Raw genomic sequence first — 26,092 nt, 5'->3', positions numbered from 1 at the left:
TTGCATTAATACCAATTTTTCTCCAAGCACTCAGCTAAAGTCTTTCGTGCTCGGTGGATTATTACCCATAGGTTAGACGGTGTTATGTTGTATTCTTTACAAATAGCTTCAGTATCAAAATTATCAACGGTTTTCATTTTAAAAATCGTTGCTTGTTTTTCAGGAAGTTGGCCCAAACATTCAAAAATTGCTAAGCCCAACTCCTCGTTTTCCATTTGATCTTCGGCGGTTTTATCAAAAGGATCTGCGGCGTTTTCTTCCAGCCAATCCCCTTCAGAGTCTTCGTTTTTGTACGAAATATGTACCTCTGCCTTTCCTTTTTTCGAATTTGTCTTTCGGTAGTGATCTATAATTTTTCTTTTTAAGATTGAAATCAGCCAAGTGCGTTCGGTGGCTTCACCCTTAAAATTCTTTTTCGATTTAAGTCCTGCAAAAAAGGTTTCTGAAATCAAATCTTGAGCAACAATAGGGTCGTTTACCCGAACAATTGTGTAATTGTAAAGGTAATCGGCATATTTATCTACCCATTTATCGGGATCTAATAATTCCACAGTAGTGTTTTTAAACCTATTTCAAAAATAGGTAAGTTCTTTAATATATACGGAACTCACTAAAATTTAGTTTGAAGTGTTTTTAGCAATTGCGAAATTACACCTTTCTATTAGAACTTTTGGGCAGTTTTTTCTTGATATAAACACTGATATTATGCAGAATGCAAACAGGTTGGAATAGTTAAACTTTCGAAATTCACTATTAAATTGCACAGTTATTATATTTTTACTGAAATTAATTTTATAAACATCCCAATGAAAAAATTTACTTTAGGCGTACTTGTGTATCTATTATTTACAGTAATGGCTAGTGCCCAAGCCAGCCCCCATGCAGGTATTAAATCTACGTATGCCACTATGAATGCTGAGGATGCTACTTACATCAAAGAACTTTTCCCAAGTGAGATTACAATTTTTGAGAGTAAATACACTCAGGCTGCCGTGCTTCTTTCGGAAGAAGTAATCCATAAAATTCACGATAATGTAAAAACTCATGGGCCGGGATATATCTTCAGGGCCTCCAAGGAAAAAGCGATTCAAGCTTTAGACCGCGTACCTCGCAGAAATCCTCTCGTTAATTTTACGATTACCGAAGATGCATTTGTAAATGAATGTCTTAACCTTGTGGATGGAGTAAATATTGAAAACGATATTTTAGATCTTCAGAATTATGGTACGCGATATCACACGCGTTCGCAAGCTGTTCAAGCGGTTTTAGACCAACAGGCAAAATGGGATGCGATGATTTTGGCATCAGGAAGAACTGACGTGCATACTAGAATATTCAACCACTCAAACACTCCAATGCCTTCGGTTATTTTGACGATGGATGGTGCTAATACTCCTGACGAATTTGTAATTATTGGTGGGCATATCGATTCCACAGCTAATCCTAATAATAATGATGCGCCTGGAGCTGATGATAATGCCTCTGGTATTGCTTCGCTAAACGAAATGGTACGCGTGCTTTTAGAAAAGAATTTTGTGCCAAGCCGTACCGTTGAGGTAATGGCTTTTGCAGCTGAGGAAGTTGGACTTGTAGGTTCTGCTGAAATTGCGGAAGAATATGCAAATAATGGCGTAAATGTTTTGGCTTTTGTTCAGTTTGATATGACGGGTTATAAAGGATCTAACAGTGATATTTATATTACTACCGATTCTTACAATAGCGCATCATTAAATAATTATTTAACTGAATTGATGGATCATTACAATGTCTCGGGAGCGCATAATTTTAGCTATAATTTCACCGAATGTGGTTATGGTTGTTCAGATCACGCAAGTTGGGCAGATAATGGTTATGAAGCTGCTTTCCCTTTTGAGGCAGACTTTGGCGATCACAACTTCAACATTCACAGTTCTGATGATACGTATTCGTTTTTCAATACTCCAGATCACAGTGTAAAGTTTGCCAAGCTCGGATTAGAATTTCTGATTGAAGCGGCTAAGCCACAAACACTTTCTGTAGACGACTTTTCTGAAAATGCAATTCGTGTTTTTGTAAAAGACAAAACGTTGAATTATCGTTTAAACAATACAGTTTCGAACGTAAAAGAAGTTGCTGTTTACAACGTAGCCGGACAAAGAATAATTTCTGAAGAAATGAACAGCGAAACCGGAAGTGTGCAGCTTCAACAATTTGCACAAGGTTTTTATATTGCGAAGTTCACTTTAGAAAACGGCCACGCATTTACGAAGAAGTTTATACTGAATTAGTATTCAATCGAGTCTTTCGTCTCCGCTTAAGATAAGCTATACTTAGGTCGAAACCTACAAAAAAGGGACCTCTCGACTGCGCTCAAGACCTCTCGACTGCGCTCGAGGTGACATTGAAAAAGACCCCAAAGGTTTCAAAAACCTTTGGGGTCTTTTTATTTATAACAATCCCGCGCGTTTTAAAAGCGCTTCTGGATCAGGTTTTTGTCCGCGGAATTTAATGTAAAGCTCCATCGGGTCCATAGTTCCGCCCTGCGAAAGCACGAAACTTTTAAAACGATCTGCTACTTTTTTATTGAAAATACCTTCTTGTTTAAAAAGTGCGAAAGCATCTGCATCTAGCACCTCAGCCCATTTGTAGCTGTAATAACCCGCAGAATACCCGCCTTGGAAAATATGCGAAAACGCAGTGCTCATGCAATTTTCTTTAACATCTGGGTAAAGTTGGGTGTCGTCAAAAGCAGCAACTTCAAAAGCTTTTAAATCCTTGATTCCCGAAGGATCACTTCCGTGCCAAGCCATATCGAGCATTCCAAAACTTAGCTGGCGCAGCGTTGCCATTCCTTCATGGAAGGTTGCAGAATCCTTTATTTTATCTACGTATTCCATTGGGATTACTTCGCCTGTTTTGTAATGTGTGGCAAAAAGCTCCAAAGTTTCTTTTTCATAACACCAGTTCTCTAAAATCTGACTCGGTAATTCAACAAAATCCCAGTAAACGCTAGTGCCAGAAAGGCTAGGATAGTGGGTGTTTGCTAACATACCGTGCAACGCGTGACCAAATTCGTGGAATAAAGTTGTTACTTCATTAAAAGTCAATAACGAAGGTTTGCTTGCCGTAGGCTTGGTGAAATTACAAACGATTGAAATATGCGGACGCTCATTTTCACCACCCTTCATTTGTTGTGGTTTATATGAAGTCATCCAAGCGCCATTACGTTTTCCAGCACGTGGGTGGAAGTCTGCGTAAAAGATGGCAACTAATTCGCCTGCGTCGTCTTTTACCTCATAGGTTTTTACATCTGCGTGGTATTTATCTATGTTTTGCACCTCTTCAAAATGAAGTCCGTATAATTTTTCGGCAACCGTGAAAACGCCATTAATTACATTCTTTAATTCGAAATATGGCTTCAGTTTTTCATCATTGAGATTGAAGAGTTTCTGTTTTAGTTTTTCAGAATAGTAAGCGCCGTCCCATTTTTCTAAATGATCGATGTTGTCCAATTCCTTTGCGAAAGTGGTTAATTCTGCAAACTCTTTTTTGGCGGCGGGTTTTGCTTTTTCGAGCAATTCATTTAAAAACGACTTTACCTTTTCGGGTGTTTCGGCCATTCGTTCTTCAAGTACAAAGTGCGCGTGACTTTTATATCCCAGCAGATTTGCACGTTGGTGACGAAGGTTTGCAATCTGCAAAACATTTTGCTGGTTGTCTAATTCGTCATTATTAAAACCTTTAGCGCCAAAGGCGATTGCCAATTTTTTACGCAATTCGCGATTGTCGGCATAGGTTAAAAACGGAACGTAACTTGGATAATCTAAAGTGAAAACCCAACCTTCTTTTCCTTTCTCTTCGGCGGTTTGGGCAGCAGCTTCGATTACACCTTCGGGAAGTCCGGAGAGATCTTTTTCGGCTGTAATTTGAAGTTCGAATTTATTGGTTTCAGCTAAAATATTTTCACCAAAAGTGAGGCTCAATTTTGAAAGCTCCGTATCAATTTTGCGCAATTGTGTTTTCTTTTCTTCGGAAAGATTGGCGCCGTTTCGTGAAAAAGCTTTGTATTTTTTGTCGAGCAGCATCTGCTGTTCTTCGGAAAAATTTAGTGAGTCCTTCTGATTGTAAACCGTTTTTATTCTTTCAAACAAAGCCTCGTTTAGCAATATATCGTTACTGAATTCAGTAAGCATTGGCGAAACTTCCTGCGCTATTTTTTGAATTTCGTCATTAGTTTCGGCGCTGTTGAGGTTGAAGAAAATACTCGTAGCTCGATCTAATTGTTCGCCAGTATTTTCCAAAGCTTCCACGGTATTTTTAAAAGTAGCTACTTCCGTATTTGAAGTTATAGCATCTATTTCTTCCCTAGTTTTTTCAATCAATTGACTGATTGCTGGGAGGAAATGTGCGTTTTCTATTTTGGAAAAAGGGGCGGTGTTAAAGGGTTGTAATAGGGGATTCATTAAAGATATTAGATTTTAGACGTTAGACGTTAGACGTTAGATGTTAAGAGTTAAGTGTTAGATTATGGCTATCAGATTTTGAAAATTATAAAGCAAATTAACTGACCACTGACCACTGACCACTGACCACTGACCACTGCTACTGCTACTGCCCACTGCGCACTTTCTCCGCGCCTTCTTCAACCTTCAATTTCAGGCTTTCTTTATAAGCAATAATCTTATCCAAAACCGCTTTATCGGAAGCTCCAATAATTTGTGCGGCTAAGATACCTGCGTTTTTTGCGCCATTTAGCGCAACTGTTGCAACGGGAACGCCACCGGGCATTTGGAGGATAGAAAGGATACTATCCCAACCATCGATAGAGTTGCTGGATTTTACGGGCACGCCAATTATTGGTAATGGCGATAGTGAAGCTATCATCCCCGGAAGGTGAGCCGCGCCACCTGCGCCTGCTATAATTACTGAAATGCCGCGCGTATGTGCGTTTTTTCCGTAATCAAAAAGTTTGTCGGGAGTGCGGTGGGCGGAAACGATATCTACTTCCACTTCTATATTGAATTCTTTTAAAATATCTACGGCGTCCTGCATAACTGGCAGATCGCTGGTGCTTCCCATTATTATTGCTACTTTGCTCATTGATTTTTGTTTTCGTTTGTCTGGTCGAGTCTTTCGTCTCCGCTCAAGATAAACTTAAGTCGAGACCTACTTTTTAATGATAATTTGGCTTAACAATGACCTCTCGACTATACTTCGACTGCGCTCAGTACAGGCTATTCGAGGGGACATTTTATTCACTAATTACTTCAATAGTCTTCTTAACCTCCTCCGCAATTTTTCGTGCTACGTTCAGGTCTTTGTTTACTATTGTTACGTGGCCCATTTTTCTGAAAGGTCGCGTTTCTTTTTTACCGTAAATGTGAGGCGTTACGCCTTCCATCGCTAGTATTTTTTCTATGTTTTTATAAACTACGGGGCCAGTGTGACCTTCAGCGCCAACAAGGTTTACCATAATTCCGCCAACTTTACTGTCTGTGTTTCCCAAAGGCAAATCTAAAATAGCTCGTATTTGCTGCTCAAATTGGTTGGTGTAACTGGCTTCAATGCTGTAATGACCGCTGTTGTGCGGGCGCGGAGCTACTTCGTTTACCAAGATTTCATCGTCTTCAGTTTGGAACATTTCTACCGCCAAAAGGCCTACATGCTTAAATGCTTCGGAAACTTTTGTAGCCAATGCTCTTGCTTTGTTTGCCACGGCATCGTCTATTCTGGCGGGGCAGATTACGTATTCTACTTGGTTGGCTTCGGGGTGAAATTCCATTTCTACCACTGGGTAGGTTTTTACTTCCCCGGAAGGATTGCGGGCAACTATTACAGCCAATTCATTTTTAAAAGGAATCAGTTTTTCTGCAATGCAAGCACCTTCAGAAAGAGGGATTGTACCTTCTGCATCGCGAATAATGCTCACACCTTTGCCGTCGTAACCGCCGGTGCAACTTTTCCACACGAAAGGAAAATGCAGCTCTTTACGGACAATAGCTTCGTTTAATTCATTTTTATCTTTGTAAACTTTAAAAGGCGAAGTAGGTATTTGGTGCTCTTTATAAAATTGTTTCTGAACCCCTTTGTCTTGAATATTTCTGAGCGTTGCCGAACTTGGATATACCTTTACGCCTTCGCTTTCTAACTTTTCTAATGCTTCAATATTTACGCCTTCAATTTCAAAAGTGAGTACATCTACTTTTTTTCCGAAGTTATAAACCGTTTCAAAATCCATTAGGTCGCCCTGTTCAAAATTGTCTGCGGCAATGCGGCAGGGAGCTTCTGCGCTTGGGTCGAGAACGCTAGTGCGGATGTCCCATTTGCGGGTTTCGTAGAGCATCATTTTGCCCAACTGTCCGCCGCCAAGAATGCCGAGGGTGAAGTTGGTAGAGAAGTAGTTCATAGCAGTTGTCTGTTGTCGGTTGTCTGTTGTCTGTTGTCTGTTGTCGGTTGTCTGTTGTCTGTTGTCTCCAATTTTGCTAAAAGCTTTGGTGGACCAGTTTTGATTTTGCAAAGATAGTTATTTCGTTTTTCGTTAAACGGGTAATTTTTCATCTTAAAAGATTCCGCGAATTATTAAAAAGAAGTGAAATTGAAATGCGGTTTTTGGCAAGTAGTGTGCGTGATTATTTCTAAATTTGAAGAATTGCTCCACATTGAAAAAATAATAAAAAAAATGCTCCAAAATAATATAGAACTTTTAAAAACCACCTTTGAAGAAAGCATCCCAATGCACAAGTTTTTGGGATTAAAAATTGTGCTGCTCGAAAAAAACTTCGTACGGATTACCGTGCCTTTTAGGAAAGAATTGGTGGGCGATTTCAGGAATAACAGATGGCACGGCGGCGTGATTGCTACCGTTATGGATTCTGTGGGCGGTGTTATTGGCGCTACTCGCTTTACGTCGTTGGAAGATAAAATAGCAACTATAGATTTAAGGATAGATTATTTAAAGGGCGCCAAACCCGAAGCAATTATGGTTGAAGGTAAAATTATTCGGTTTGGTAATAGAATACTTGTAGCGCGAATGAAAGCATTTCAGAATGACGAGCTAATCGCCGAAGGAAAGGGTGTTTATAATTTTACACGAATGAGTGACCTTCGCGACGAAAGCGACGATATAGATAACTAAAATTTTTCTATGATGAATAGCGAAACTTTACAAGAATTAATTGCCGCGGAAACTGCGGTGGCGGTTTACTTTTCTGCGCCCAATTGTGGGGTTTGTGAAGCGTTACGCCCCAAAGTGGAGGAGTTGCTGGCTACTCGTTTTCCCGCTATAAAATACGTGAATGTGCAAATAGATAAAGCGCCAGGAATTTCTGGCGTTTATGGCGTTTTCTCGGCGCCAACCTTATTGATTTTCTTTGAAGGGAAAGAATTTTTGAGGAAAGTAAGACTAATGAGTATCCCGGAACTAGCGCAAATAATAGCGCGACCTTATAACATGCTAATGGGTTGAGGTTTTTTATTGTTGAAGAGTGTTTTTGTTTAGGCGTAGGTGCTAAACTCACCCAGCTTAAAGTTTGGAGCCTACAGCTTCCAATAAAAACCCCTCAATCATATCTCCCGGCTGACTTGTAGCAGGCACCGGAAAATCAAACCAAGTTTGCATCGGTTTGTCGAAACCTGTTCCATTTAGATAATTGTGCAGTGCCAAGTTTAATCCTTTGGTGTATTTTGGATGATCGGCGCCTTTTGGGTCTTCGTGGTATAAATCGTTTTGGGCAAAACCTTCAAATTCGGGTCCGGTAACAATTATTTCAAAATCCTGCGGGTTCTTCCCGATAGGGCTGTGAACAGTAGTAGTAAACTGATGCCAATACGCCGACTGTATGCAATTGCGTTCAAACAACTGTCGTACCACATCTAGCGAATCAATAGTTTCCTGTTCCGTTTGGGTGGGAAATCCGTACATTAAATAGGCGTGAACCATAATATTGTTTTCAGAAAAATTATGGGTAACGCGCGTTACTTGTGCAATATCAACCCCTTTTTTCATTTTGGCGAGTAATCTATCGGAAGCTACTTCCAAGCCACCGGTTACGGCTATACAGCCTGATTTAGCCATTAATTCGCAGAGCTCAAAGCTGAATGTCTTTTCAAAACGAATATTCGTCCACCAAGTAATTTTTACATTTCTATTTAGTAATGCTTCCGATAAAGCCCGTAACATCTTTGGTGGCGCAGCTTCATCCACAAAATGAAAACCTGTAATGCCAGTGTCTTTAACTATTTTTTCAATTTTATTGACTAAATCTTCAGCGGTTGTATTTTGGTAATTCCCAATATAATCCAAGCTCACATCACAAAACGAACATTGTTTCCAATAACAGCCGTGAGAGATGGTCATTTTATTCCATCGGGCATCCGTCCACATTCGGTGCATCGGGTTTACCACATCCAGAAAAGACACATATTTTTCAAAAGGCAAGCCAGAATAATCTGGCGCCGGCAAGTTTCTGTGGTGGTAAATGGTGTTCGGAAATTTATTCTTATAAACAACTGCATCGTCTTCCAGCACATAAGTGCGTTCCAAATCTTCAATAGAAACCTTCCCTTTCAGATACTGAACCAATTTTAGCAATGGCCCTTCGCCATCGTCCAAGGAAATAAAATCTACAAATTCAAAAATCCTTGGGTCTGTAAGCGAACGCAGTTCGGTGTTGCAATAGCCACCACCAAAAGCAACGTGAATGTCAGGAAAAAACTGTTTTGTAAACTGCGCGCAACGCAAGGCTGCAAACAGATTTCCTGGAAAAGGAATGGTAAAGCAAACCAAAAGTGGCTGCTCTTTTTTAATTTTTTCCATTAGAATATCCAGCATTTTCTCTTCAATGATAGTTGGCTGAAAACTTAAAAACTCATCAATTTCATTAAAGCTACTGGCAGAGGTGGCAATCTGCTCGGCGTACTTTGTAAAGGCAAAAAACTCATCTACATTGGCCTGCATAAAATCGCCTATCTCTTCAATAAAAAGCGTTCCGTAATGTTTTGCTTTATCGATGATGCCAATTTCGCCAGCGTCCCATTTAATTGTAGTATTTACCTTAGACAGTCTATGGCCCAGCGGTAAAAAATTAGGTGCCAAAATTTTATGCGCCGTTGCAATATCCTGCTTTTGAAGAAACGGAATAACAACATCCACACATTGAATGTACTTGGCCTTCATTTTACGAACTTCGGGATAATCAAAATGCTTTAAGGCTTGTGCCTCTTGAAACATAGCGCGAAGAAAATCGCTCGTAAAAATTTCGGTAAAGAGTTCTATGCTTAAATCGCAAGTTTGTACAGCAATGTCGTGAGTTTCCAAAAAACCTTTTAAATATGCCGACGCCGGATAAGCGGTGTTTAGCTGGGTAAAGGGTGGCGTTATAAATAGGATTTTGGATTGCATGGGGCAAAGGTAGGATTCTTTGATTTATGGTTGGTTGAATTGATAGTGGTAATTGGTTGTTTTAAATTTAAAACCTATATTTGATCCTCTCCCCTTTTATTTTTCTCATTTACGGTTTCCCCTGAAAGGTTATTTTGAATTATTTTTATATTTCAAGACCTTTAATAGTTAAACCTATATTTAATTTTTTAGTTAATCATTTATCTATATGAAAAGTTTTGGGGTTTGGTATAAAGCAAAAGAGGAATCTTCGATTGAAAATCTGACACTTCACGTAAACCTATGGAAACTTCCTAAAAAAATTAAACGCAAATATTGGATAAATAAAACAGCGACAGAAGATTTTCTCGACTTGGGTTTCAGAATAGACAACTATAAAAATATTGATTATATAAAGATAGCTATTCCTGGAAAAATTAATTTTGAAAATATCTTATGTCTCTATGACACTATCAACAAAGGTGAATTACTTAGATCTATATTTAACAGAGAGATAAATAAAAATGGAAGTGAAGGAAATAATTATGTTGAAATAACAGAAACGGATTCTGCGGACAAAAAGAAAGAATTTAATTTTATAAAGTTAACTACGCATAATCTTGAAATTGAGCAAAGTGAAGAATATTCTATTTTAAAAATTACTATTCCAAATAAAATTCTTCAACTAAAATCTGATGAGCTATATTTTAGATTTAGATTATCTTCTATTTGTGTTAACGAATTATCCCAATCTTTCGAACCCAAAAATTCCATCTTGGTCAGTTCATTCTACAAGACAGAAATAACAGAATTTTTAATGAATAGGAAAAGAAATTTACCGACAAATCTAATTCCTAATAATGAGGATGAGTTTAATATTAGACATGTAAATTTTTTTATTTTTATTGGCGGTGATAGAGATCTAATACAGTCACATAAACCTTTAGATAGTTTGAGAAAGCTTGAAAGTGAAATTTGGACTGATTATATACCTGAAGTTGGTTATTTATTTAAAAATATTTTTGCTTATCAGTGGAACGATCCTGCAAAGGATAATAATTTCAACGCATTGATTAAATATAGAAAGGAGAATAGTAATTTGAAAACTATAACAGTTTTCATCTTTTTATTTTTAATTCTATCCTTTATATCCAATCTACTATATTCGTTAATTACCTGCTTTTTAAAATAATTAAAACTTGAAAGTACTTTTAGATACCAATATAATTATTCACCGAGAGGCAAATAGAATTGTTGAACATGATATCGGACAACTTTTTAATTGGTTAGATAAATTACATCACGAAAAATATATCCACCCAATTACTATTATTGAAATTCAAAGCTATCAAAACCAACAAGTAGTTGAAACTTTTAATGTCAAATTAGATAGTTATAATCTAATTAAACATCAAATTCCTTTTTCAGAGAAAGTTCAAGAAGTAAGTAATGAATTTGATGTTAATGATAACGATATAAGTGATACACATTTATTGAATGAAGTATTTCAAGGTAGAATTGACCTTTTAATTTCACAGGACAAAAAAATCCACGTTAAAGCCAGTAAACTTGGAATTTCAAATAAGGTATTCAAGATTCAATCTTTTCTCGAAAAAGTTACTTCCGAAAACCCAAATTTAGTAGAATATAATGTTCTTGCGGTCAAGAAGGCAGATTTTGCAGAAGTTGATATTAAGGACAGTTTTTTCGATAGTTTCAGAGAGGATTATAATGAATTCAATGATTGGTTTAAATCAAAATTTGATAAAGTATGTTATGTATGCTACAGCGATAATAATTTAACAGCATTTCTATATATAAAAGTCGAAGATAAAGATGAGAACTATTCTGAAATTAAACCCCATTTTTTAAGAAAAAGAAGGTTGAAGATTGGTACCCTAAAGGTAATAAGTAATGGATATAAAATTGGAGAACGATTTTTAAAAATTGTTTTTGACAATGCGCTTCAATATAACGTTGACGAAATATATGTAACAGTATTCGACAAAAGACCCGAACAAGTTCAACTAATAGAAATGCTTAAAGATTGGGGATTTTCAGAACACGGATTAAAAACGACAAAAAATGGAGATGAAATAGTTTTAGTCCGTCCATTTGGTAAAAATCAACCAATCGACATTTCTAATCCAAAAATTTCTTTTCCATTTATTTCAAGAGATACAAGAAAATATATTATTAAAATTGAGCCGCAATATCACACAGAATTATTTCCTGATAGCATAAACACTCGCGAGGATAAATCAAAATATACAGAAAACGAACCGCATCGTAATAGAATAGGAAAAGTATATATTTCGCATTCAAAGGATAGGCATTTAAAATCTGGAGACGTTATTGTAATCTATAGGATGGGAGACACAAAACCCAAAAAATATTCAAGTACTGTAACATCAATTTGTATCGTTGAAGAAGTAATTTCTGGTTTTCAAAGTTTTGACGATTTTTTTCAAGCGTGCAATCGAAGAACAATGATTAAAAAAGAAGAGTTAGAAAAAGATTGGTGGAATAAATTCCTGAATTACAGACCGTTTATAATTAAATTCCTTTATGCACATTCTTTTCCAACGCCAAAACCAACCCTTGATGATTTAAATAAAATCGGAGTTATTCCCGATATTATGAATATGCCAAGAGGATTTATCGAATTAGATAATAAACAATTCAACACTTTAATTAAATTTGCGTACAAACCTAAATAAAATATGAAAATAGTCTTATCAATAAAGCCTGAATTTGCCAATAAAATATTCGATGGTTCGAAAAAATTTGAATTTAGAAAAGCAATTTTCAAAAATGAAAATGTCAAATCTATAATTGTTTATTCATCTTCACCTGTTCAAAAAGTAATTGGCGAATTTGAAATTGGTAAAATATTCAATAATGACCTCGATACTCTATGGAAATTAACAAGCGAGTTTTCCGGAATTACGGAAGACTTTTTTTATGATTATTTTTCAGAAAAAGAAAAAGGGTTTGCTATCGAAATTAAGAATAAAAAAAAATACAAAGTTCCAAAATGTTTGAAAAAGGATTTTAACTTACATCCACCACAATCATTTGCATATGTGAAATAAATACTGCTATCACAGACCCCCCACTGGCGCGGGCTTCCCGCCAGTGTCTTGCAAGCAGTTGCTCTCCAAACTGTAACGGCACGAGCGAGACGCTCGCACTCCAATGAAAAATACTAATCCTGTCCCTCGTAAATAATTTTTAACTTAAATATCTCAAAATAGAAATTTTGGGTCTTAAACTGTTGATAATATATATCTATTGATTCTTCGTTTACAATCAATATTATTTATTTTTACAGAAATTAATCAACAAAATTGAATATGATAGAATATAGTTTTGGAGCAAATAATAATAGTGCTACTGTTAAAATTGCTGAATTTATAAAAACCTTTGATCCAAAAATAAATTTTGAAATTGGAGACAGCCATTTTGGAAAAACAATAAATTGCAAATTTGAAAATGAAGTGGCTAAAGATTTATTTTTACAAACTTTAAACAATTCTCTTGATATTTCAGAGGATGGAACATATGCCGGTTAATTGAAATAGGTACCCCCGCTGGCGCTCCCGCCCCGCCCGTGTCCTGCATACTGTTGCTCTCCAAACTTTAACGGCACGAGCGAGACGCTCGCGCTAACCTTGCAAATTTGACACTATAGTATCGTAAATGGTGTTAAGGCAAATTTGTATATTTGAATAAAACAATTTCACTATGGATTTCCAGACCCGCAAATTAAATTTAATTGCCTACTTGGCTCAGATTCAAGACGAAAGCATTTTAAGCAAAATTGAAAGCTTTCTTTTTAAAGGAAAGACAATTAATGAAGAAGCTACGATAAAGCCTTTTACACTGGAAGAGTATATTCATAGAATTGAAAAATCTGAACAGGATTTTAAAGACGGAAAGTTTAAAAGTCAGGACGAATTAGAAAAAATATCAGAGCATTGGGGAAGTAGTAATTAAGTAGGTCTATCAATTAAAAAATGCCCGAACCTTTGTGTTAGCAACGACCCGCGCAATTTTTTATATATGTTGATGCCATTAATACTATTCCGCTGATAGTTCAATCGATAATCCTAAAGCATTTGCAATCAAAGCGAAGTTCGATAATTGAATATCTTCTCCGTTTTCAATCCGGGAAATATATGGTCTTTTCTTTCCAACCTTTTCGGCAAGATTTTCTTGAGTCATATGTAATTCCTTTCTTCGATTTTTAATAATTTCTCCAAAATAATAGGAAAAAGCATCTTCTCTAAATTCTTCACGTTCTTTTGAACCTTCTTTTCCGTAACGTTTGGCAATCAGTTCTTTTGCGTTTATTGACTTTCCCATAATTATTTTTCTTTTAGATAATCCTCTAATATTTTTTCGGCTTGTTTAATTGCATTTTTGTAATCTTTGGCTCCCTTTTTTTGAAATCCGCACAAGCAAACAGCTTTGGTACATTCGGCAAAATTTAGATGGTTAATAGCAAAGATTACGATGCGATATTCGTTTCCTGCTTTAATCCTCAATTCGTAAAATTGAGTTGATTGCAGTTTTTTTAGAAAGTTTGAGTTTACAACTTTAATTTCGCCAATAACCTCTAAGAGTTGGAAGAATTTCAGTGAAACTCTCTCGCTTTGTTTATCGATAAATTTCAAACATTCTTCTGTAATATCGATTTCTCTCATATTACAAATGTAACGAATTAGTTACAATTATATTTCCCTCAGATCTAAATATTCTTTCGAAGACGGAGTATTTTGTATCAATGGCATTACCCACTACTCACTTAAATCTTCGCCTGATACGTATACAACTCAAAATACCTACCCTCCTTAGCAATCAATTGGTCGTGAGTACCGCGTTCCACGATGTGCCCAGCTTCAATAACTAAAATTTGGTCCGCCTTTCTAATGGTACTTAAACGGTGCGCAATAACGATAGTGGATCTATACTTAAATCGCAAGTATGCACAGCAATGTCGTGCTCTTCCAAAAACCCTTTTAAATATGCCGATGCCGGATAAGCTGTGTTCAGCTGGGTGAAGGGTGGTGTTATAAAGATAATTTTGGATTGCATGCTGCAAAGGTAGGATTCTTTGATTTATGGTGGGTGGAATTGGGTGTGGTAATTGGTTGTTGTTGATTGGTTATTTTCAATTGATATTGCTATATTTGGTTATTCTTCTCTATTAAAATGCTCATTATTGCGGTTTTTCGTGAATGATAAATTTGAGTTATAATTACATTTGAAGTTATTTAAATAAAGAGCTAGGTATATATAACGGGCTTAAATAATATAATGGTATTTATCTAAATGTTGGGCGTAATACTTAGAATACATTTCAAACGATCAAGAATCAGACAACTATGATATGGAACTTTTAGACTGGTTATTTGGAAAAGAAGAAACAAAAAGGAAAACACAGAAAAGAATGTTTATTAATTGTGTAATAGAAGACATTGAGTATCGTGACTACTTGGCAGAATAAGCAAGAAAAAAACATTCACCATTTTGACTTTATTGACATGTCGGTAAAAAGAGAATGGAATCAAAACGAATTGAAATCCAGGTCAGAACAAAAATTAATAGGTGTGACGGTGTAATCGCTCTATTAAGCAAGAACACGCATAAAGCAGGAAGAGCAAGATGGGAAATAAAATGTGCAAGAGATTCAACAAAAATTCAAAGATTTAAAAATTGATAGTAAGATTTCATATTTTGAATTAGACAGTCTTGATTTAAAAGTTCGTATTCAAGAAATTAAGACTAATGGAAAAAATAAATTTGGAGTTTTTTCGTGGAGCACCAAGTTCTATTTTCACTTAGGAAGGATATCTAATCGATTCAACTCCTACCGCAAGTTCAAACATGTATATGATAGATAGACCTGGTTATGGCTATTTAAATTTTGCCGATGAAATGGCATTATTGAAGCTAGTTTACCTGGCCATCAAGAACATCGAAAAAAAATGGCCAAACCCATTGCATAATTGGAGCCTTACAGTTCAACAACTTTATATTAAATTTGGAGATTGAACACCTCTGATTTTAAATACCAATTCCTTTAGGGATAACCCCAAAGGAATTGAAGTACCAGACAAAGTCTATTTTACAGACTCTCTTTATTCTTTACTAAACTTCAAGCTCTTTCTCCCTTCTAGTTTTAAAAAATAAAATCCTGAATCTAATCCTAAAACACTAATAAGTCTTTCATTAGCAGTCGTTCCTTTTTGTACAATTTGCCCTAATGAATTATATATTACAAAACCTTTATTTTCAGTAAGTCCTTTAACAGCGATGTATTCTGAAGAAGGATTCGGATATAGAGTAAGCTTTGGGTTTTCCATAAAATCATCTATTGATAATACAGTGTTATGCTTAGATATTTTACCCGTTGCAAGTTCAGCTACATACAACTCATTATCTTTAACAGCAACACCAAAAGGGCCTCCTTCTAATGGATCATTAGCTCCATCTGTATCATAATTTACTAAAACGGTTACTGCTGGTACAGGCTGGGTCATATCTACTATTGAAACAGATTCGTCAAAATATTGTGCTAAATACATTTTTCCTCCTTCAATATCTATTCCTGTAGTATATCCAGAATTAGCAACATATTCAGTTGCAACTGGTGTTGTTGCAGTAAGATCTATGCTATAGATATTCTTATTCTCAAGTGAGCTTACATATAAAATATCTCCATCTATTTTTAAACCATAAGGGTTAACGATTCCATCTACAACTACAGTAGCCGTAGGGGTGGCTGCAGTCACATCAATTTTCAGTATTTGATTCCCTAAATGATTTGATACATATAACTCGTCCCCGTAAAAATCCATACAATATGGAATATTTAAGATTGAACCAGAAAAAACCTCAACTGCAGTTGGTGTTGCTGAAGTTATATCCACTTTTGAAATTTTATTCTCAAAAGACTCAGTATAGTATAAAAAGTCTCCATGTATTGCCATACCATTAGGACCCATTAATCCATCCACAACAGTGGCCGTAGTTGTAGGAAGTGTCGCAGTAATATCTAGCTTACTTATTTTTCCTCCTGAAAATTCTGTAATATATAAATCATTTCCATTTAATTTTAACTGAGCAGGACTTTCCAACCCTATAGCAACATCTGTTTGTGCTGCGGAATAAGTAGTGTTTAATAATAAAGAAATAACAATAAGATTCAATAGTAGTTTCATAATAGTTTTTTTAAATAATTGATTGCCAAAACTAGTGCAATCAATCAAAGAAAAATTACTTTAGCCGTAGACAAACCATAGACAGAGTATGTATAATGCTAACAAGAAGGCCTTTTTATCGCTTTTCGTTAAAATCTTAAACGAAAAGTTGGTTTTTACATATTACTTTTTTTTTCTCATTAGTTGGTTTGGTTTTGCTCAAGAAAAAACGGAAATATCAAAAATAGAAACCCTTAAGAACAAAATAGAACAGTCTAGAGATACCCTAAAACTTTTTGCTTTAGACGAATTAACAAGAAACATTCAGTACACTTCGGAATATGAAGCGTATGCAAAAGAAACAATTGAATTAGCAATTAAACTTGACTACCCAAATATTGCTACCAATCAGAGCATTCATTTAATTCACTTTTACACAAATATTTCGGAACAATCCAACAAAGGCATCGCTTTATTCAACGATTTTATGAATGCCAATGTAGAAGCAACGGATCCATCATTAATGTCAGATTTGTATTCAATAGCTGCTTATAGTTTTTTTATTTCCGGACAAATAAAAGAAGCCAATGCTCAATATGAGCAATCAATGAAGATGGCTTTAAAGGCAAATGATTCAACAAAATACGCTATTGCCAATAATTATAGATCGTTTACACTTTTAGAAATGGGTTTTTTTGCTGAAGCTTCCCAAGGATATCAAAAATCGTTGTCGTATTTTGAAAGACAAAAAGATACAATTAACATACTAAATACTCGTAATGGTCTTTCCGTAGTATATGGTAAAAACCGATTTCACAAAGAATCACTTGAAGAGCTATATAAGATTAGAGATATGGCACTGGTATTAAAAGATACTTCAGCATATAGTATGTCTATGTCAAACATTGCTGTTAATTATTACAACCTTAAAAAATATAACAAGGCAAAAGAGATCCTGAAAAACACCATAACTCTGTATGAAAAACTACCTTATTTCCGTTACAACGTTGCCCATGATTACACCTACTTAGCAAAGGTCTACTCAAAACTAGATAGTTTAAATGAAGCAGAAATTATTGTTAAAAAATTAGAAGAAAAATTATTGCAAAATCCAGACAAACAACTTGAAATATATTTTTTAGATGCTAAAACACACCTTCTATTTGCTCAAAAAGACTATACAAGTGCGATAATAAATGGTCAAAAGTTATTAGAAATTCAGAAAGAGACATTAAACTATGAAAATATCTTGGCAACTTTAGACATTTTGTACAAAGCCAATGAAATTATAGGAAATGAATCAATGGCATATTCATATTTCAAAAGACACACCCGAATAAACGACTCTATAAACAGTGTCCTTAAAGTGAATGGTTTATCGTATTATCAAACGCTGTATGAAACCGAAAAAAGAGATACTGAAATTGCGAGTCAGAAAGCAGAAATAATACTATTAGATGAAAAAGCGAAGGTTCAATTTCAATGGTTGTTATTATCGCTTTTATCTTTAATTGGCGTCGGAATTACTTTTTACTTTCAATATAAGAGTAGTCTTCATAAGGCTGAAACTGAAAAAAATAGAAAAATATTAGCTGAGCAAAAAGTTTTAGCTACTAAACTAGAAAATGAATTATTGAATAAAGAAATTGCCTATAAGAAGAAAGATCTAGTAAATCTAGCAATTGAAATAACTCAAAACCAGCAATGGGCAACTGTTTTATTTGAAAAGTTCAAGGTGCTAAAAAAACTCAAGGAACAAGAAAGAAAGCCTGCACTAATCGAGCTTGGTAATGAAATTAAAAGTAAAATGATACTTGATGTTGAAGTTCAAGATTTCCATAAGCAAGTAGACACTTTGAGTAGTAGCTTTTATGACAAGTTGAGAATACAAACACCAACGCTTTCCAAAACTGATTTAAGAATATGTACCTTAATCAGAATGAAGTTAGACACAAAACAAATCGCCATTTTACAGAATATTAGTCCAGCTTCAGTTAGAACTTCGAGATATCGACTTAAAAAGAAATTTAAGCTGAATGAAAATCAAGACTTAGATACTTTTATTCTAAATTGCTAAAAGACTGGTAAGATAGATATAGGTCGTAAATTTTTATAGATTAAAACTTGCCAAACCGTCATTGGTATTAAAACAAAATTATGTGGTGTTTAACCAAATCGTTTAAAGAAACACCCTAAAAACAATTTATAATTAGCTTATATGTTTTATACCATTGTTGTAGTTTTGATAGGATGAAAAAATGGGCTTGTTGTATTTTTTTTCTTTTAATCTGTGTATCGTACTCAATATATGCTCAGAACCGTAACACTATCGATTCCTTAAAACTAGAAATTGAAATTGTTACTACTCCAAGTAAAAAAGTCTCTCTATTACTATTAGCTTCAAAAGCTGCACAAGGTTTAAGTTCACCAGAAGAAGCCTTTAAATTCGCCACAAGTGCTTTAGATATTGCAACTCGTGAAGGATTAAAAAAGCAGGAAGTATTAGCAATGTATGAAATTGCTTCTATTCACAATAGTAAAAATGAGTTTAAAGAAGCGTTTCGCATAGCTACAGAAGCAAAAAAAATAGCTGATAAAAACTCTTTTGAAATAGAATCTGGTGAAATATCTCTTTTTTTAGCACAAATGTATTTTGTAATTGGAGAGTATGACAAAAGCGTTGCGCTGTCATTTAATCTTTTAAAGGTATTTAAAGAAAATAAGAAATATGAAGAACAAGCAAGATGTTTAGAAATGATTGGGCGGAATTACGCTGTATTGGGTAAAGATTCTTTAGGAAGAGACTATTTTTCTGAAGCAATAAAAATAAGCAAAGCTCACAAGGTTTTTAATGTACTTGGCGTAGCTATTGGAAACTTAGCTCATAACTATGGGTTAAACGAGCAATATACCAAAGCAATAGAATTGCACAAACAAGGGTGCGATATTTTATTAGCTCACCAAAAGAATGCTCCTGCAATAGGAACCGGATATTGTAATATAGCCATGTACTATCTTGAAAATAAACAGATCGATTCTTCCCTTGTTTATTTACAGAAAGCTGAAAAATTTAACACTAGAATAAATAACAATCGTAACATTTTTGCTACACACAGTGCATACGCCAAGTATTACAGGCATATTGATGATACACCAAATTTTTTAAAGCACGCTAAAATTGCCTTTTCTCTTTCAGAAGAAAATAATTTTAAATTTGAACAAGTTGGGATTTCAGAAATGCTCGAGAAATACTACATCGACATTAATGATTATAAAAATGCTTATTATTATAAAAATGTGCTATTTGAACTTGAAAAAAAGATTGATGCTCAAAAAGTTTTAATGAAACTAGGGCAGCTCGAAATGACGAAAGAATTAGAAATTGCAGAAAATAAAGAAGCACTTCAAAAGAGAAAACAAACGCTAATTAATATAATAATTTTTGTTGCCTTATTATTTTTAATCATTTTATTATTTATTAGCCTTCGAAATTACAGGACAAAAGTTCGGTTTTCAAAACTCAAGGTTGAAAAACTCAATGATGAAATTTCGTTTAAAAACAAAGAAATGATTATCCATCTAATGGATCTATCAAAGAGAAACGAATTACTGGCAGAAATAACAAAAAAGCTCATTAGTGTTTCAAAAGAAGCAAAAAAAGAAGAAACAAAAAATGCTATTAATAAAATAGCAATAGACATTGAGAAGGCAACTGAAGCAAAAATATGGGAAGAATTTATAATCCGTTTTAAAGAAGTCCATTCTAATTTTTATGATAATCTAATTGCTAAATACCCAAATCTTTCTCCTAATGAGCAACGACTTTGTGCTTTCCTAAAATTAAATTTAACAACAAAAGAGATCTCCACATTAACAGGACAAGTTGAAAGAACAATTGTAATGTCTCGCTATCGCCTTAGAAAAAAACTAGGCATTGAATCTAAAGAAGTGAATCTAACTTCTTTTATATCTAAAATATAACCTTCACATAATAAAGCACATAACACTTATTTATAAGTGTCTTGTAGACATTTTGTAGACACCATTTTATATAAATGTTGAGGTCTTCTATACCCAAAAAATTCGTTAATCCATTAAAGTATGTAGAGTTTTACCCTAGAAATAATCATACAGTATGGCAAAACAAGAATCTTCAAAAAAAGTGATCAACACAGAAAATATTGAAGCAATCTTAAAACGAAAAGAGCTTCAAAACAAAGTATTTAAAAAATTGATAGCTAAAATTGAAGCCAATGAAAAAACACAAGTAACTAAGAAAAAGTAGACCTAAAAAAGAACAATTAATTTATTAAACTTTAAAATCATGAAACAAAACTTAATTTTATTAGTAACAATACTAATTAGCGGCCTAACAATCGCTCAGACCATTTCGATAGGTAACGGGTCAGAACAGACACCTCTGCCTTTTGGATTCAGTTTAAAAAATAACATTTCGCAAACCTCATACAATGAAGCCGACTTGGTGAGTAATATAGTTATTACGCATCTTTCTTATGATTACACACAAGGCGATCCTTTTCCAGATGATCAGCCAATTAAAATATGGATGGGTACGTCATCTGAAATAGATTTAAGTTTAATTGGATTTCAAAGTGTAATCGAAAAGGGATATACCCTAGTATATGAAGGTCTAGCAAACGATCTTTTTACAACAACTGGTGTTGTAAAAATCGAACTTGATAATCCATTTATTTATACTGGTGAAAATTTGGTTATAACCGCTCAAAATGTGTTTACTGATTTTGAAACACCTAATCATTCTTTTAAAAGTTCTGATGATACTAGCGGTGTTGGTCGCTCTATTCATTTAGGAGGTAAGGACATTGCACTTGATCCAGCTAACCCTCCAGGTTTTGCAATCGCAAGCACTGAATACCAAAATATAATCCTGGATTATACTCCTGTGTCTGTTTACAACGCTAGCTTTACTGTAACCGATGAAAATAACCAACCAATGCAGAATGCTTCTGTTACCCTTGGCGGAATTACAAAACTAACTAATGCAAGCGGACAAGCTAATTTTAATGTTATTGATGGATCAACGAATTATGAAGTTTCTAAAGAAAACTATATTACTGCTAATGGAACTGTAACTGTGAATGGTGGAAATATAACAGAAAATGTGATGCTTCAATTAATCCCTACTTATACGGTAAGCGGAATTGTGAACTCTAATGAAAATTCCGCTCCACTAGCAGATGCATCTATAAAACTGGGGAACCATAAAACAACTACAGCGGCAGATGGTAGTTTCTTACTACAAGGTATTACTGATGGAACATATAATTTAAAAATTTCTCATCCCGAACACTCAGATTATACTGATGTAGTGGCGATTAGCGGAGCTAATGTAAACCTTAATACAATTACACTAGAAGAACTACTAAGTGCTCCAGTATTTCTTAATGCTGAAGTTGGAGCTATTGTTAATTCAACTGCGGATGTAACATTAAATTGGGGTATTGGAATATCGGCTTTTTATGACGATTTTTCAGACTATGATAGTTTTGTGTTAGATTATGCACCTTGGACAAGTATTGATGTTGATAATGGGGACATTGTAGGATATGCAGATACGCAATTTCCTAATGATGAAGAAAGGAGAGCTGGAATAATATTTAATCCTTTACAAACAACCCCACCTTTAATGGGGGCTGCGATGCCGACGTCAGGAGATAATTATTTAGCTGTATTTAATTCAGTTTCTCCAACTAAAGCAGACAAATGGAATATTAGCCCACAAGTTTATATAGGAGAAGGTAGTAAAGTTATATTTCAAGCTACTTCAGGTGATCCTAGTCTCATTGGAGATGAATTTCAGGTATACATATCTACAGGCGGAGCTGTGGTTGGTGATATGGTATCCATATCAGATGTTATAACTACTACCGCTGGTGGTTCTAATACATTTCAAAAATATACTTTTACTATACCGGAAGACTACATAGGGAAATATGCCTATGTTGGTATTCGTTGTACGAGTTCAGATCTTTTATTTCTTGCTATTGATGAGTTTTATGTTGGCCCTAATGGCTCAGACCCAACTGCAACGTACAAAAAACCAAAAGCTCCAAATAGCTACAATGTATTTTTGGACGACATGACAACTCCTGTTAACACTGGCGTAACAGCATTAGAAGATGTCCTTGAAAACGTAGGTCTAGGTAGTCATACTGCTGGAATACAGGCAGTATATTCAAGTGGTATATCTGAGATTACAACAGTAGACTTTATTGTTGAAGTATTAGGTGTTGATGAATTTGACACAACTAATTTCAAAATATATCCTAATCCTGCATCAGATATTGTTAATATTGAAACCTCAGTAGACATGGAAAAAATACAGTTGTGGACACTTTCTGGACAACTTGTAGCTGAATATAATGCTTCAGGTACAATAGCAGAAATCAATACTTCTGCATTTTCATCTGGAATCTATTTTATAAAAATACAATCTGTAAAAGGTGTAGCTACTAGAAAATTAGTGATTGAATAAGATTAAGTTAATAAATTAAAAAGCCCTGGAGTGAAAACTTCAGGGCTTACTATTTCTAAAGTTAATCGTCTATCAAGTCCGATTAAATGAGGGTATAAAAATCTAAATAAATATCAGCATACAACGACTTATAATAATCATAGCTTTTCCAAAATTAAAGTTTATTTAGTACTTTAAATTACTATTTTAATCATTAGAACACCTTGCCGCGCAGGGTTCCCACCCGTGATCATTCTATTTAAATCTTCGCCTGATACGTATACAATTCAAAATATCTACCTTCTTTAGCAATCAATTGGTCGTGGGTGCCACGTTCTACGATGTGCCCAGCTTCAATAACTAAAATTTGGTCCGCTTTTCTAATGGTACTTAAACGGTGGGCAATAACGATAGTGGTTCTATCTTTAACTAATTCCGCCAAACTTTTCTGTATTAAAGCCTCACTTTGGGTATCTAAACTGGAAGTGGCTTCGTCTAAGATTATAATTTTCGGATTTGCCAAAATAGCACGGGCAATAGCCAAACGTTGCCTTTGTCCGCCAGAAAGTTTTACGCCTCTTTCTCCAATTAAGGTTTCTAAACCATCGTCAAATCGGTCTGTAAATTCGTTTACATAGGCAGCCTTTACTGCGTTTTGCACTTCTGCTTCGGTGGCATTTGGTCTTGGGAACATTATATTTTCACGAATAGTGCCTTCAAATAAAAATTCATCTTGCAAAACCACGCCTAAATATTGGCGGTAGCTGCTTAATTTAACTTTAGATAAATCTTGATTATCAACCGTAACCTTCCCAGATTGAGGCGTTAAAAATGTAGCGGATAGCCCAGCGATAGTAGATTTCCCAGAACCTGAACTTCCCACCAAAGCAGTTACAGAACCCGCAGGCGCTTTAAAAGTAATGTTGTGCAAAATTTGTTTGCCTTCTTCATACGAAAACGAAACATCATTAAATTCAATATCGCCTTTTAGGGTATTCAATTTAATAGTTCGGCTTTGGTTATCCTCTTCGGCAGTCATATTCATCAGTTCTTCCGTTCTATCCAGACCCGCCAACGCTTCGGTCAACTGACTCCCAATATTACTCATCTGAATAATTGGCGCAATCATAAACCCAAGGATTAAGGTGAAGAATAGAAAATCTCCCGTGGTCATTTCGCCAATCATCATATAATAACCACCCATTCCCATAATTCCCGTGGTTGCCAATCCAATTAAAAACGTAGAAGAGCTGGTCATTAGGGCGGTTGCCGTCAAACTCTTTTTTACGTTTTGGTATAAACTATCAACTCCTTTTTCAAAAACAATGTTTTCTTGTTCTTCTGCATTAAATGCTTTTATAACACGAACTCCGGCAAGGGTTTCCGTTAGTCTTCCTGTGACTTCAGCATTAATTTTACCACGTGCTCTAAAAATTGGTCGGATAAACTTAAAGGCTTTCAATGCTATAAATCCGAAAATGGATAAAGGCACAAACACAAAAAGCGTCATCCAAGCATTCAGCTTTATTAAAATAATTAAGGAGACTACAGCCGTAAATGTTCCGCCTACTAATTGTACTAATCCTGTTCCTATAAGGTTTCTAACGCCTTCCACATCGGTCATAATTCTTGAAACTAAGGCACCAGATTTGGTGTTATCAAAAAAACTTATAGGTAATGAAAGCACTTTTTTCTGTACTTGAGATCTTAGTTCGCTTATTAAATATTGCGCTTGTACGCTTAGTATTTTGGTAAGTAAAAAGGACGTTATTGCTTGAACTGCTATGGCGGTTATAACGATGGCAATCAAGGTATATAGCTGGGAGTAGTCTTTATTGGGTACAACATCATCAAGCAAGACCTTACTCTGCCATGGTAAAACCAAACCCGATAAACTTTTAATAACAATCAAGAATAAACCTATAAAAACTAACTTTCGCCTAGGCCAAATTATGGTTTTGAAAGCCTGAAGCATTGTAACCTTTGGCTGTGATTTGTCTGTATCTTTTGATTTTTCTTTTAAATGCTGCATATTTCCTGATATATAATAAGCAGCAAAAATAGGCATTAAAGCAGGGTTAATATCAGCGGAACCAAATACATTTCGATAATTACAATTCGACTTTTATTTTCAAGTAGGTATCAAGCGTGAAAGTCAGTTATTTCAATAAAATTATATATAAAAATGATAATTTATTATCTTTGGATTAAATGCTAAACAAAATGGATTTACAGTCACGAAAAATAGAGTTTGTACAGGAATTTCTCAAAATTCAAAGCGAGGAGGTTATTTCAAGACTTGAAAATTTGTTGCGAAACGAAAGCTCAACTGCTCCGAATGATGAATTCAAACCAATGACTATGGATGAATTTAATGGGCGGATTGACAAGTCGATGGAAGATTCTAAAAATGGACGCCTAATCAAAGCAAGTGATTTAAAGGCTAAAATTGACAAATGGAGTTAGAAATATATTGGACAAAATTTGCTGAGGACGAGCTTTATCGAATATTTAAATATTACCTAAAAAAAGCTGGCTATACAACAGCTAAAAAACTTGCGGACGAAATTTATGCCGAACCTTTTAAATTGATACTTCAGCCCGAAATCGGGCAAATTGAGGAATATTTAAAAGACCGACAAGTTGAGTTTCGTTACCTTCTTTATAAAAAGAATTACAAAATCATTTATTGGATTAATCGAGATGAACAGCGGATAGAAATAAATGATGTTTTCGACGTTCGGCAGTATCCACTTAAAATAAAGAGAACTCCGTAAAGCCAATGGCAACACAGAATAAAACCCGCACTGAAAGAGGAAAATAAATTGCAGAACACCAACTTACTATTTACTGCCTACAACCTATTACCTGCAACCTATAATTTTAAAATAGCTTGCACTTTCTCTTAAAGGTTTATTCTTCGCCAAAATATAAACACATTCAGTCTTGAAGAATCAAAAGGAATCCCAAGAGATTGGCTATCTTTCGGCTATGTTGAAATTATTGAATAGCAGAAAAATCCCTAATAAA

24 protein-coding genes and 1 pseudogene are annotated in these 26,092 nt (G+C 34.9%); 15 read left to right on the top strand and 10 right to left on the bottom strand.

All coding sequences use genetic code 11. From position 1 onward, the window contains the following. Positions 1–5 precede the first annotated feature (5 nt). A complete protein-coding gene (locus AC3RVG_RS14130; RefSeq protein WP_489692118.1) occupies positions 6–551 on the bottom strand; it encodes a sigma-70 family RNA polymerase sigma factor in 546 nt (181 codons plus the stop codon). Positions 552–806: 255 nt separating this feature from the next. On the opposite strand from AC3RVG_RS14130, the gene AC3RVG_RS14125 reads away from it, so the two are divergent. Further along, positions 807–2,267 carry a M20/M25/M40 family metallo-hydrolase gene (locus AC3RVG_RS14125; protein ID WP_489692117.1) on the top strand — a complete coding sequence of 487 codons (1,461 nt, stop codon included), beginning with the start codon at positions 807–809 and terminating at the stop codon, positions 2,265–2,267. Between the two features lie 159 nt (positions 2,268–2,426). Here the strand turns inward: AC3RVG_RS14125 and AC3RVG_RS14120 are convergent, their stop codons facing one another. The 3 genes from AC3RVG_RS14120 to purK all read right to left on the bottom strand — a co-directional run bounded on the left by AC3RVG_RS14120 (position 2,427) and on the right by purK (position 6,385). After that, entirely contained in the window at positions 2,427–4,442 is a 2,016-nt protein-coding gene (locus AC3RVG_RS14120; RefSeq protein ID WP_489692116.1) for a M3 family metallopeptidase, read from the bottom strand. Between the two features lie 145 nt (positions 4,443–4,587). Next, a complete protein-coding gene (gene purE, locus AC3RVG_RS14115) occupies positions 4,588–5,079 on the bottom strand; it encodes a 5-(carboxyamino)imidazole ribonucleotide mutase (RefSeq protein WP_489692115.1) in 492 nt (163 codons plus the stop codon). 151 nt (positions 5,080–5,230) lie between these two features. Then, entirely contained in the window at positions 5,231–6,385 is a 1,155-nt protein-coding gene (purK, locus tag AC3RVG_RS14110) for a 5-(carboxyamino)imidazole ribonucleotide synthase (RefSeq protein WP_489692243.1), read from the bottom strand. 273 nt (positions 6,386–6,658) lie between these two features. On the opposite strand from purK, the gene AC3RVG_RS14105 reads away from it, so the two are divergent. Then, the gene (locus tag AC3RVG_RS14105) at positions 6,659–7,114 is read left to right on the top strand and encodes a hotdog fold thioesterase (protein WP_489692114.1); all 456 of its coding nucleotides are present in this window, start codon (positions 6,659–6,661) and stop codon (positions 7,112–7,114) included. Between the two features lie 9 nt (positions 7,115–7,123). Further along, positions 7,124–7,444, top strand: coding sequence for a thioredoxin family protein (locus AC3RVG_RS14100; protein ID WP_489692113.1), 321 nt, complete (start codon positions 7,124–7,126; stop codon positions 7,442–7,444). Between the two features lie 57 nt (positions 7,445–7,501). Here AC3RVG_RS14100 and AC3RVG_RS14095 read toward each other — a convergent pair whose 3' ends face one another. After that, entirely contained in the window at positions 7,502–9,379 is a 1,878-nt protein-coding gene (locus AC3RVG_RS14095) for a B12-binding domain-containing radical SAM protein (protein WP_489692112.1), read from the bottom strand. 208 nt (positions 9,380–9,587) lie between these two features. Here AC3RVG_RS14095 and AC3RVG_RS14090 point away from each other — a divergent pair, with 208 nt between their 5' ends. The 5 genes from AC3RVG_RS14090 to AC3RVG_RS14070 all read left to right on the top strand — a co-directional run bounded on the left by AC3RVG_RS14090 (position 9,588) and on the right by AC3RVG_RS14070 (position 13,357). Further along, a complete protein-coding gene (locus AC3RVG_RS14090) occupies positions 9,588–10,550 on the top strand; it encodes a hypothetical protein (RefSeq protein WP_489692111.1) in 963 nt (320 codons plus the stop codon). 7 nt (positions 10,551–10,557) lie between these two features. After that, a complete protein-coding gene (locus tag AC3RVG_RS14085; protein ID WP_489692110.1) occupies positions 10,558–12,078 on the top strand; it encodes a PIN domain-containing protein in 1,521 nt (506 codons plus the stop codon). A 3-nt stretch (positions 12,079–12,081) separates the two neighbouring features. After that, positions 12,082–12,453: an ASCH domain-containing protein gene (locus AC3RVG_RS14080; protein WP_489692109.1), complete on the top strand. Its 372-nt coding sequence runs from the start codon at positions 12,082–12,084 to the stop codon at positions 12,451–12,453. Between the two features lie 261 nt (positions 12,454–12,714). Next, a complete protein-coding gene (locus AC3RVG_RS14075; protein WP_489692108.1) occupies positions 12,715–12,933 on the top strand; it encodes a hypothetical protein in 219 nt (72 codons plus the stop codon). Positions 12,934–13,105: 172 nt separating this feature from the next. Further along, positions 13,106–13,357, top strand: coding sequence for a hypothetical protein (locus AC3RVG_RS14070; RefSeq protein ID WP_489692107.1), 252 nt, complete (start codon positions 13,106–13,108; stop codon positions 13,355–13,357). 84 nt (positions 13,358–13,441) lie between these two features. Here the strand turns inward: AC3RVG_RS14070 and AC3RVG_RS14065 are convergent, their stop codons facing one another. From AC3RVG_RS14065 to AC3RVG_RS14055, 3 genes are all read right to left on the bottom strand, one after another. After that, complete coding sequence (locus tag AC3RVG_RS14065; protein WP_194852375.1) at positions 13,442–13,726, bottom strand: helix-turn-helix domain-containing protein; 285 nt, start codon at positions 13,724–13,726, stop codon at positions 13,442–13,444. Between the two features lie 2 nt (positions 13,727–13,728). Then, complete coding sequence (locus AC3RVG_RS14060) at positions 13,729–14,067, bottom strand: type II toxin-antitoxin system RelE/ParE family toxin (RefSeq protein WP_489692106.1); 339 nt, start codon at positions 14,065–14,067, stop codon at positions 13,729–13,731. Between the two features lie 232 nt (positions 14,068–14,299). Continuing rightward, entirely contained in the window at positions 14,300–14,458 is a 159-nt protein-coding gene (locus AC3RVG_RS14055; RefSeq protein ID WP_489692250.1) for a hypothetical protein, read from the bottom strand. A gap of 831 nt (positions 14,459–15,289) precedes the next feature. Between AC3RVG_RS14055 and AC3RVG_RS14050 the strand changes: the two are divergent. After that, positions 15,290–15,418: pseudogene (locus AC3RVG_RS14050) on the top strand (IS256 family transposase); the annotation flags it as partial. Between the two features lie 86 nt (positions 15,419–15,504). Here the strand turns inward: AC3RVG_RS14050 and AC3RVG_RS14045 are convergent. Next, entirely contained in the window at positions 15,505–16,587 is a 1,083-nt protein-coding gene (locus AC3RVG_RS14045; RefSeq protein WP_489692105.1) for a T9SS type A sorting domain-containing protein, read from the bottom strand. An 88-nt stretch (positions 16,588–16,675) separates the two neighbouring features. Here AC3RVG_RS14045 and AC3RVG_RS14040 point away from each other — a divergent pair, with 88 nt between their 5' ends. The 4 genes from AC3RVG_RS14040 (at position 16,676) to AC3RVG_RS14025 (ending at position 23,083) form a co-directional block, all read left to right on the top strand. Further along, on the top strand, positions 16,676–18,643 hold the full coding sequence (locus AC3RVG_RS14040; protein ID WP_489692104.1) for a tetratricopeptide repeat protein: 1,968 nt from the start codon (positions 16,676–16,678) through the stop codon (positions 18,641–18,643). 173 nt (positions 18,644–18,816) lie between these two features. Beyond that, positions 18,817–20,547, top strand: a complete 1,731-nt coding sequence (locus AC3RVG_RS14035) for a tetratricopeptide repeat protein (protein ID WP_489692103.1) — start codon at positions 18,817–18,819, stop codon at positions 20,545–20,547. A 154-nt stretch (positions 20,548–20,701) separates the two neighbouring features. Beyond that, positions 20,702–20,851: a hypothetical protein gene (locus AC3RVG_RS14030; protein ID WP_489692102.1), complete on the top strand. Its 150-nt coding sequence runs from the start codon at positions 20,702–20,704 to the stop codon at positions 20,849–20,851. Positions 20,852–20,890: 39 nt separating this feature from the next. Beyond that, positions 20,891–23,083 carry a T9SS type A sorting domain-containing protein gene (locus AC3RVG_RS14025; RefSeq protein ID WP_489692101.1) on the top strand — a complete coding sequence of 731 codons (2,193 nt, stop codon included), beginning with the start codon at positions 20,891–20,893 and terminating at the stop codon, positions 23,081–23,083. A 238-nt stretch (positions 23,084–23,321) separates the two neighbouring features. Here the strand turns inward: AC3RVG_RS14025 and AC3RVG_RS14020 are convergent, their stop codons facing one another. Next, positions 23,322–25,094: an ABC transporter ATP-binding protein gene (locus tag AC3RVG_RS14020; protein ID WP_489692242.1), complete on the bottom strand. Its 1,773-nt coding sequence runs from the start codon at positions 25,092–25,094 to the stop codon at positions 23,322–23,324. 191 nt (positions 25,095–25,285) lie between these two features. On the opposite strand from AC3RVG_RS14020, the gene AC3RVG_RS14015 reads away from it, so the two are divergent. Both AC3RVG_RS14015 and AC3RVG_RS14010 read left to right on the top strand, forming a co-directional pair. Then, positions 25,286–25,528: a hypothetical protein gene (locus tag AC3RVG_RS14015; RefSeq protein ID WP_489692100.1), complete on the top strand. Its 243-nt coding sequence runs from the start codon at positions 25,286–25,288 to the stop codon at positions 25,526–25,528. Then, a complete protein-coding gene (locus AC3RVG_RS14010; protein WP_489692099.1) occupies positions 25,519–25,839 on the top strand; it encodes a type II toxin-antitoxin system RelE/ParE family toxin in 321 nt (106 codons plus the stop codon). Before AC3RVG_RS14015 ends, AC3RVG_RS14010 begins: the two co-directional genes overlap by 10 nt. Positions 25,840–26,092 lie beyond the last annotated feature (253 nt).

The sequence above is a fragment of the Aequorivita sp. IT1282 genome, from assembly GCF_058068205.1.
Note: the sequence above shows the minus strand (reverse complement) of the source record. Positions and strands in the feature narration are given on the sequence as shown.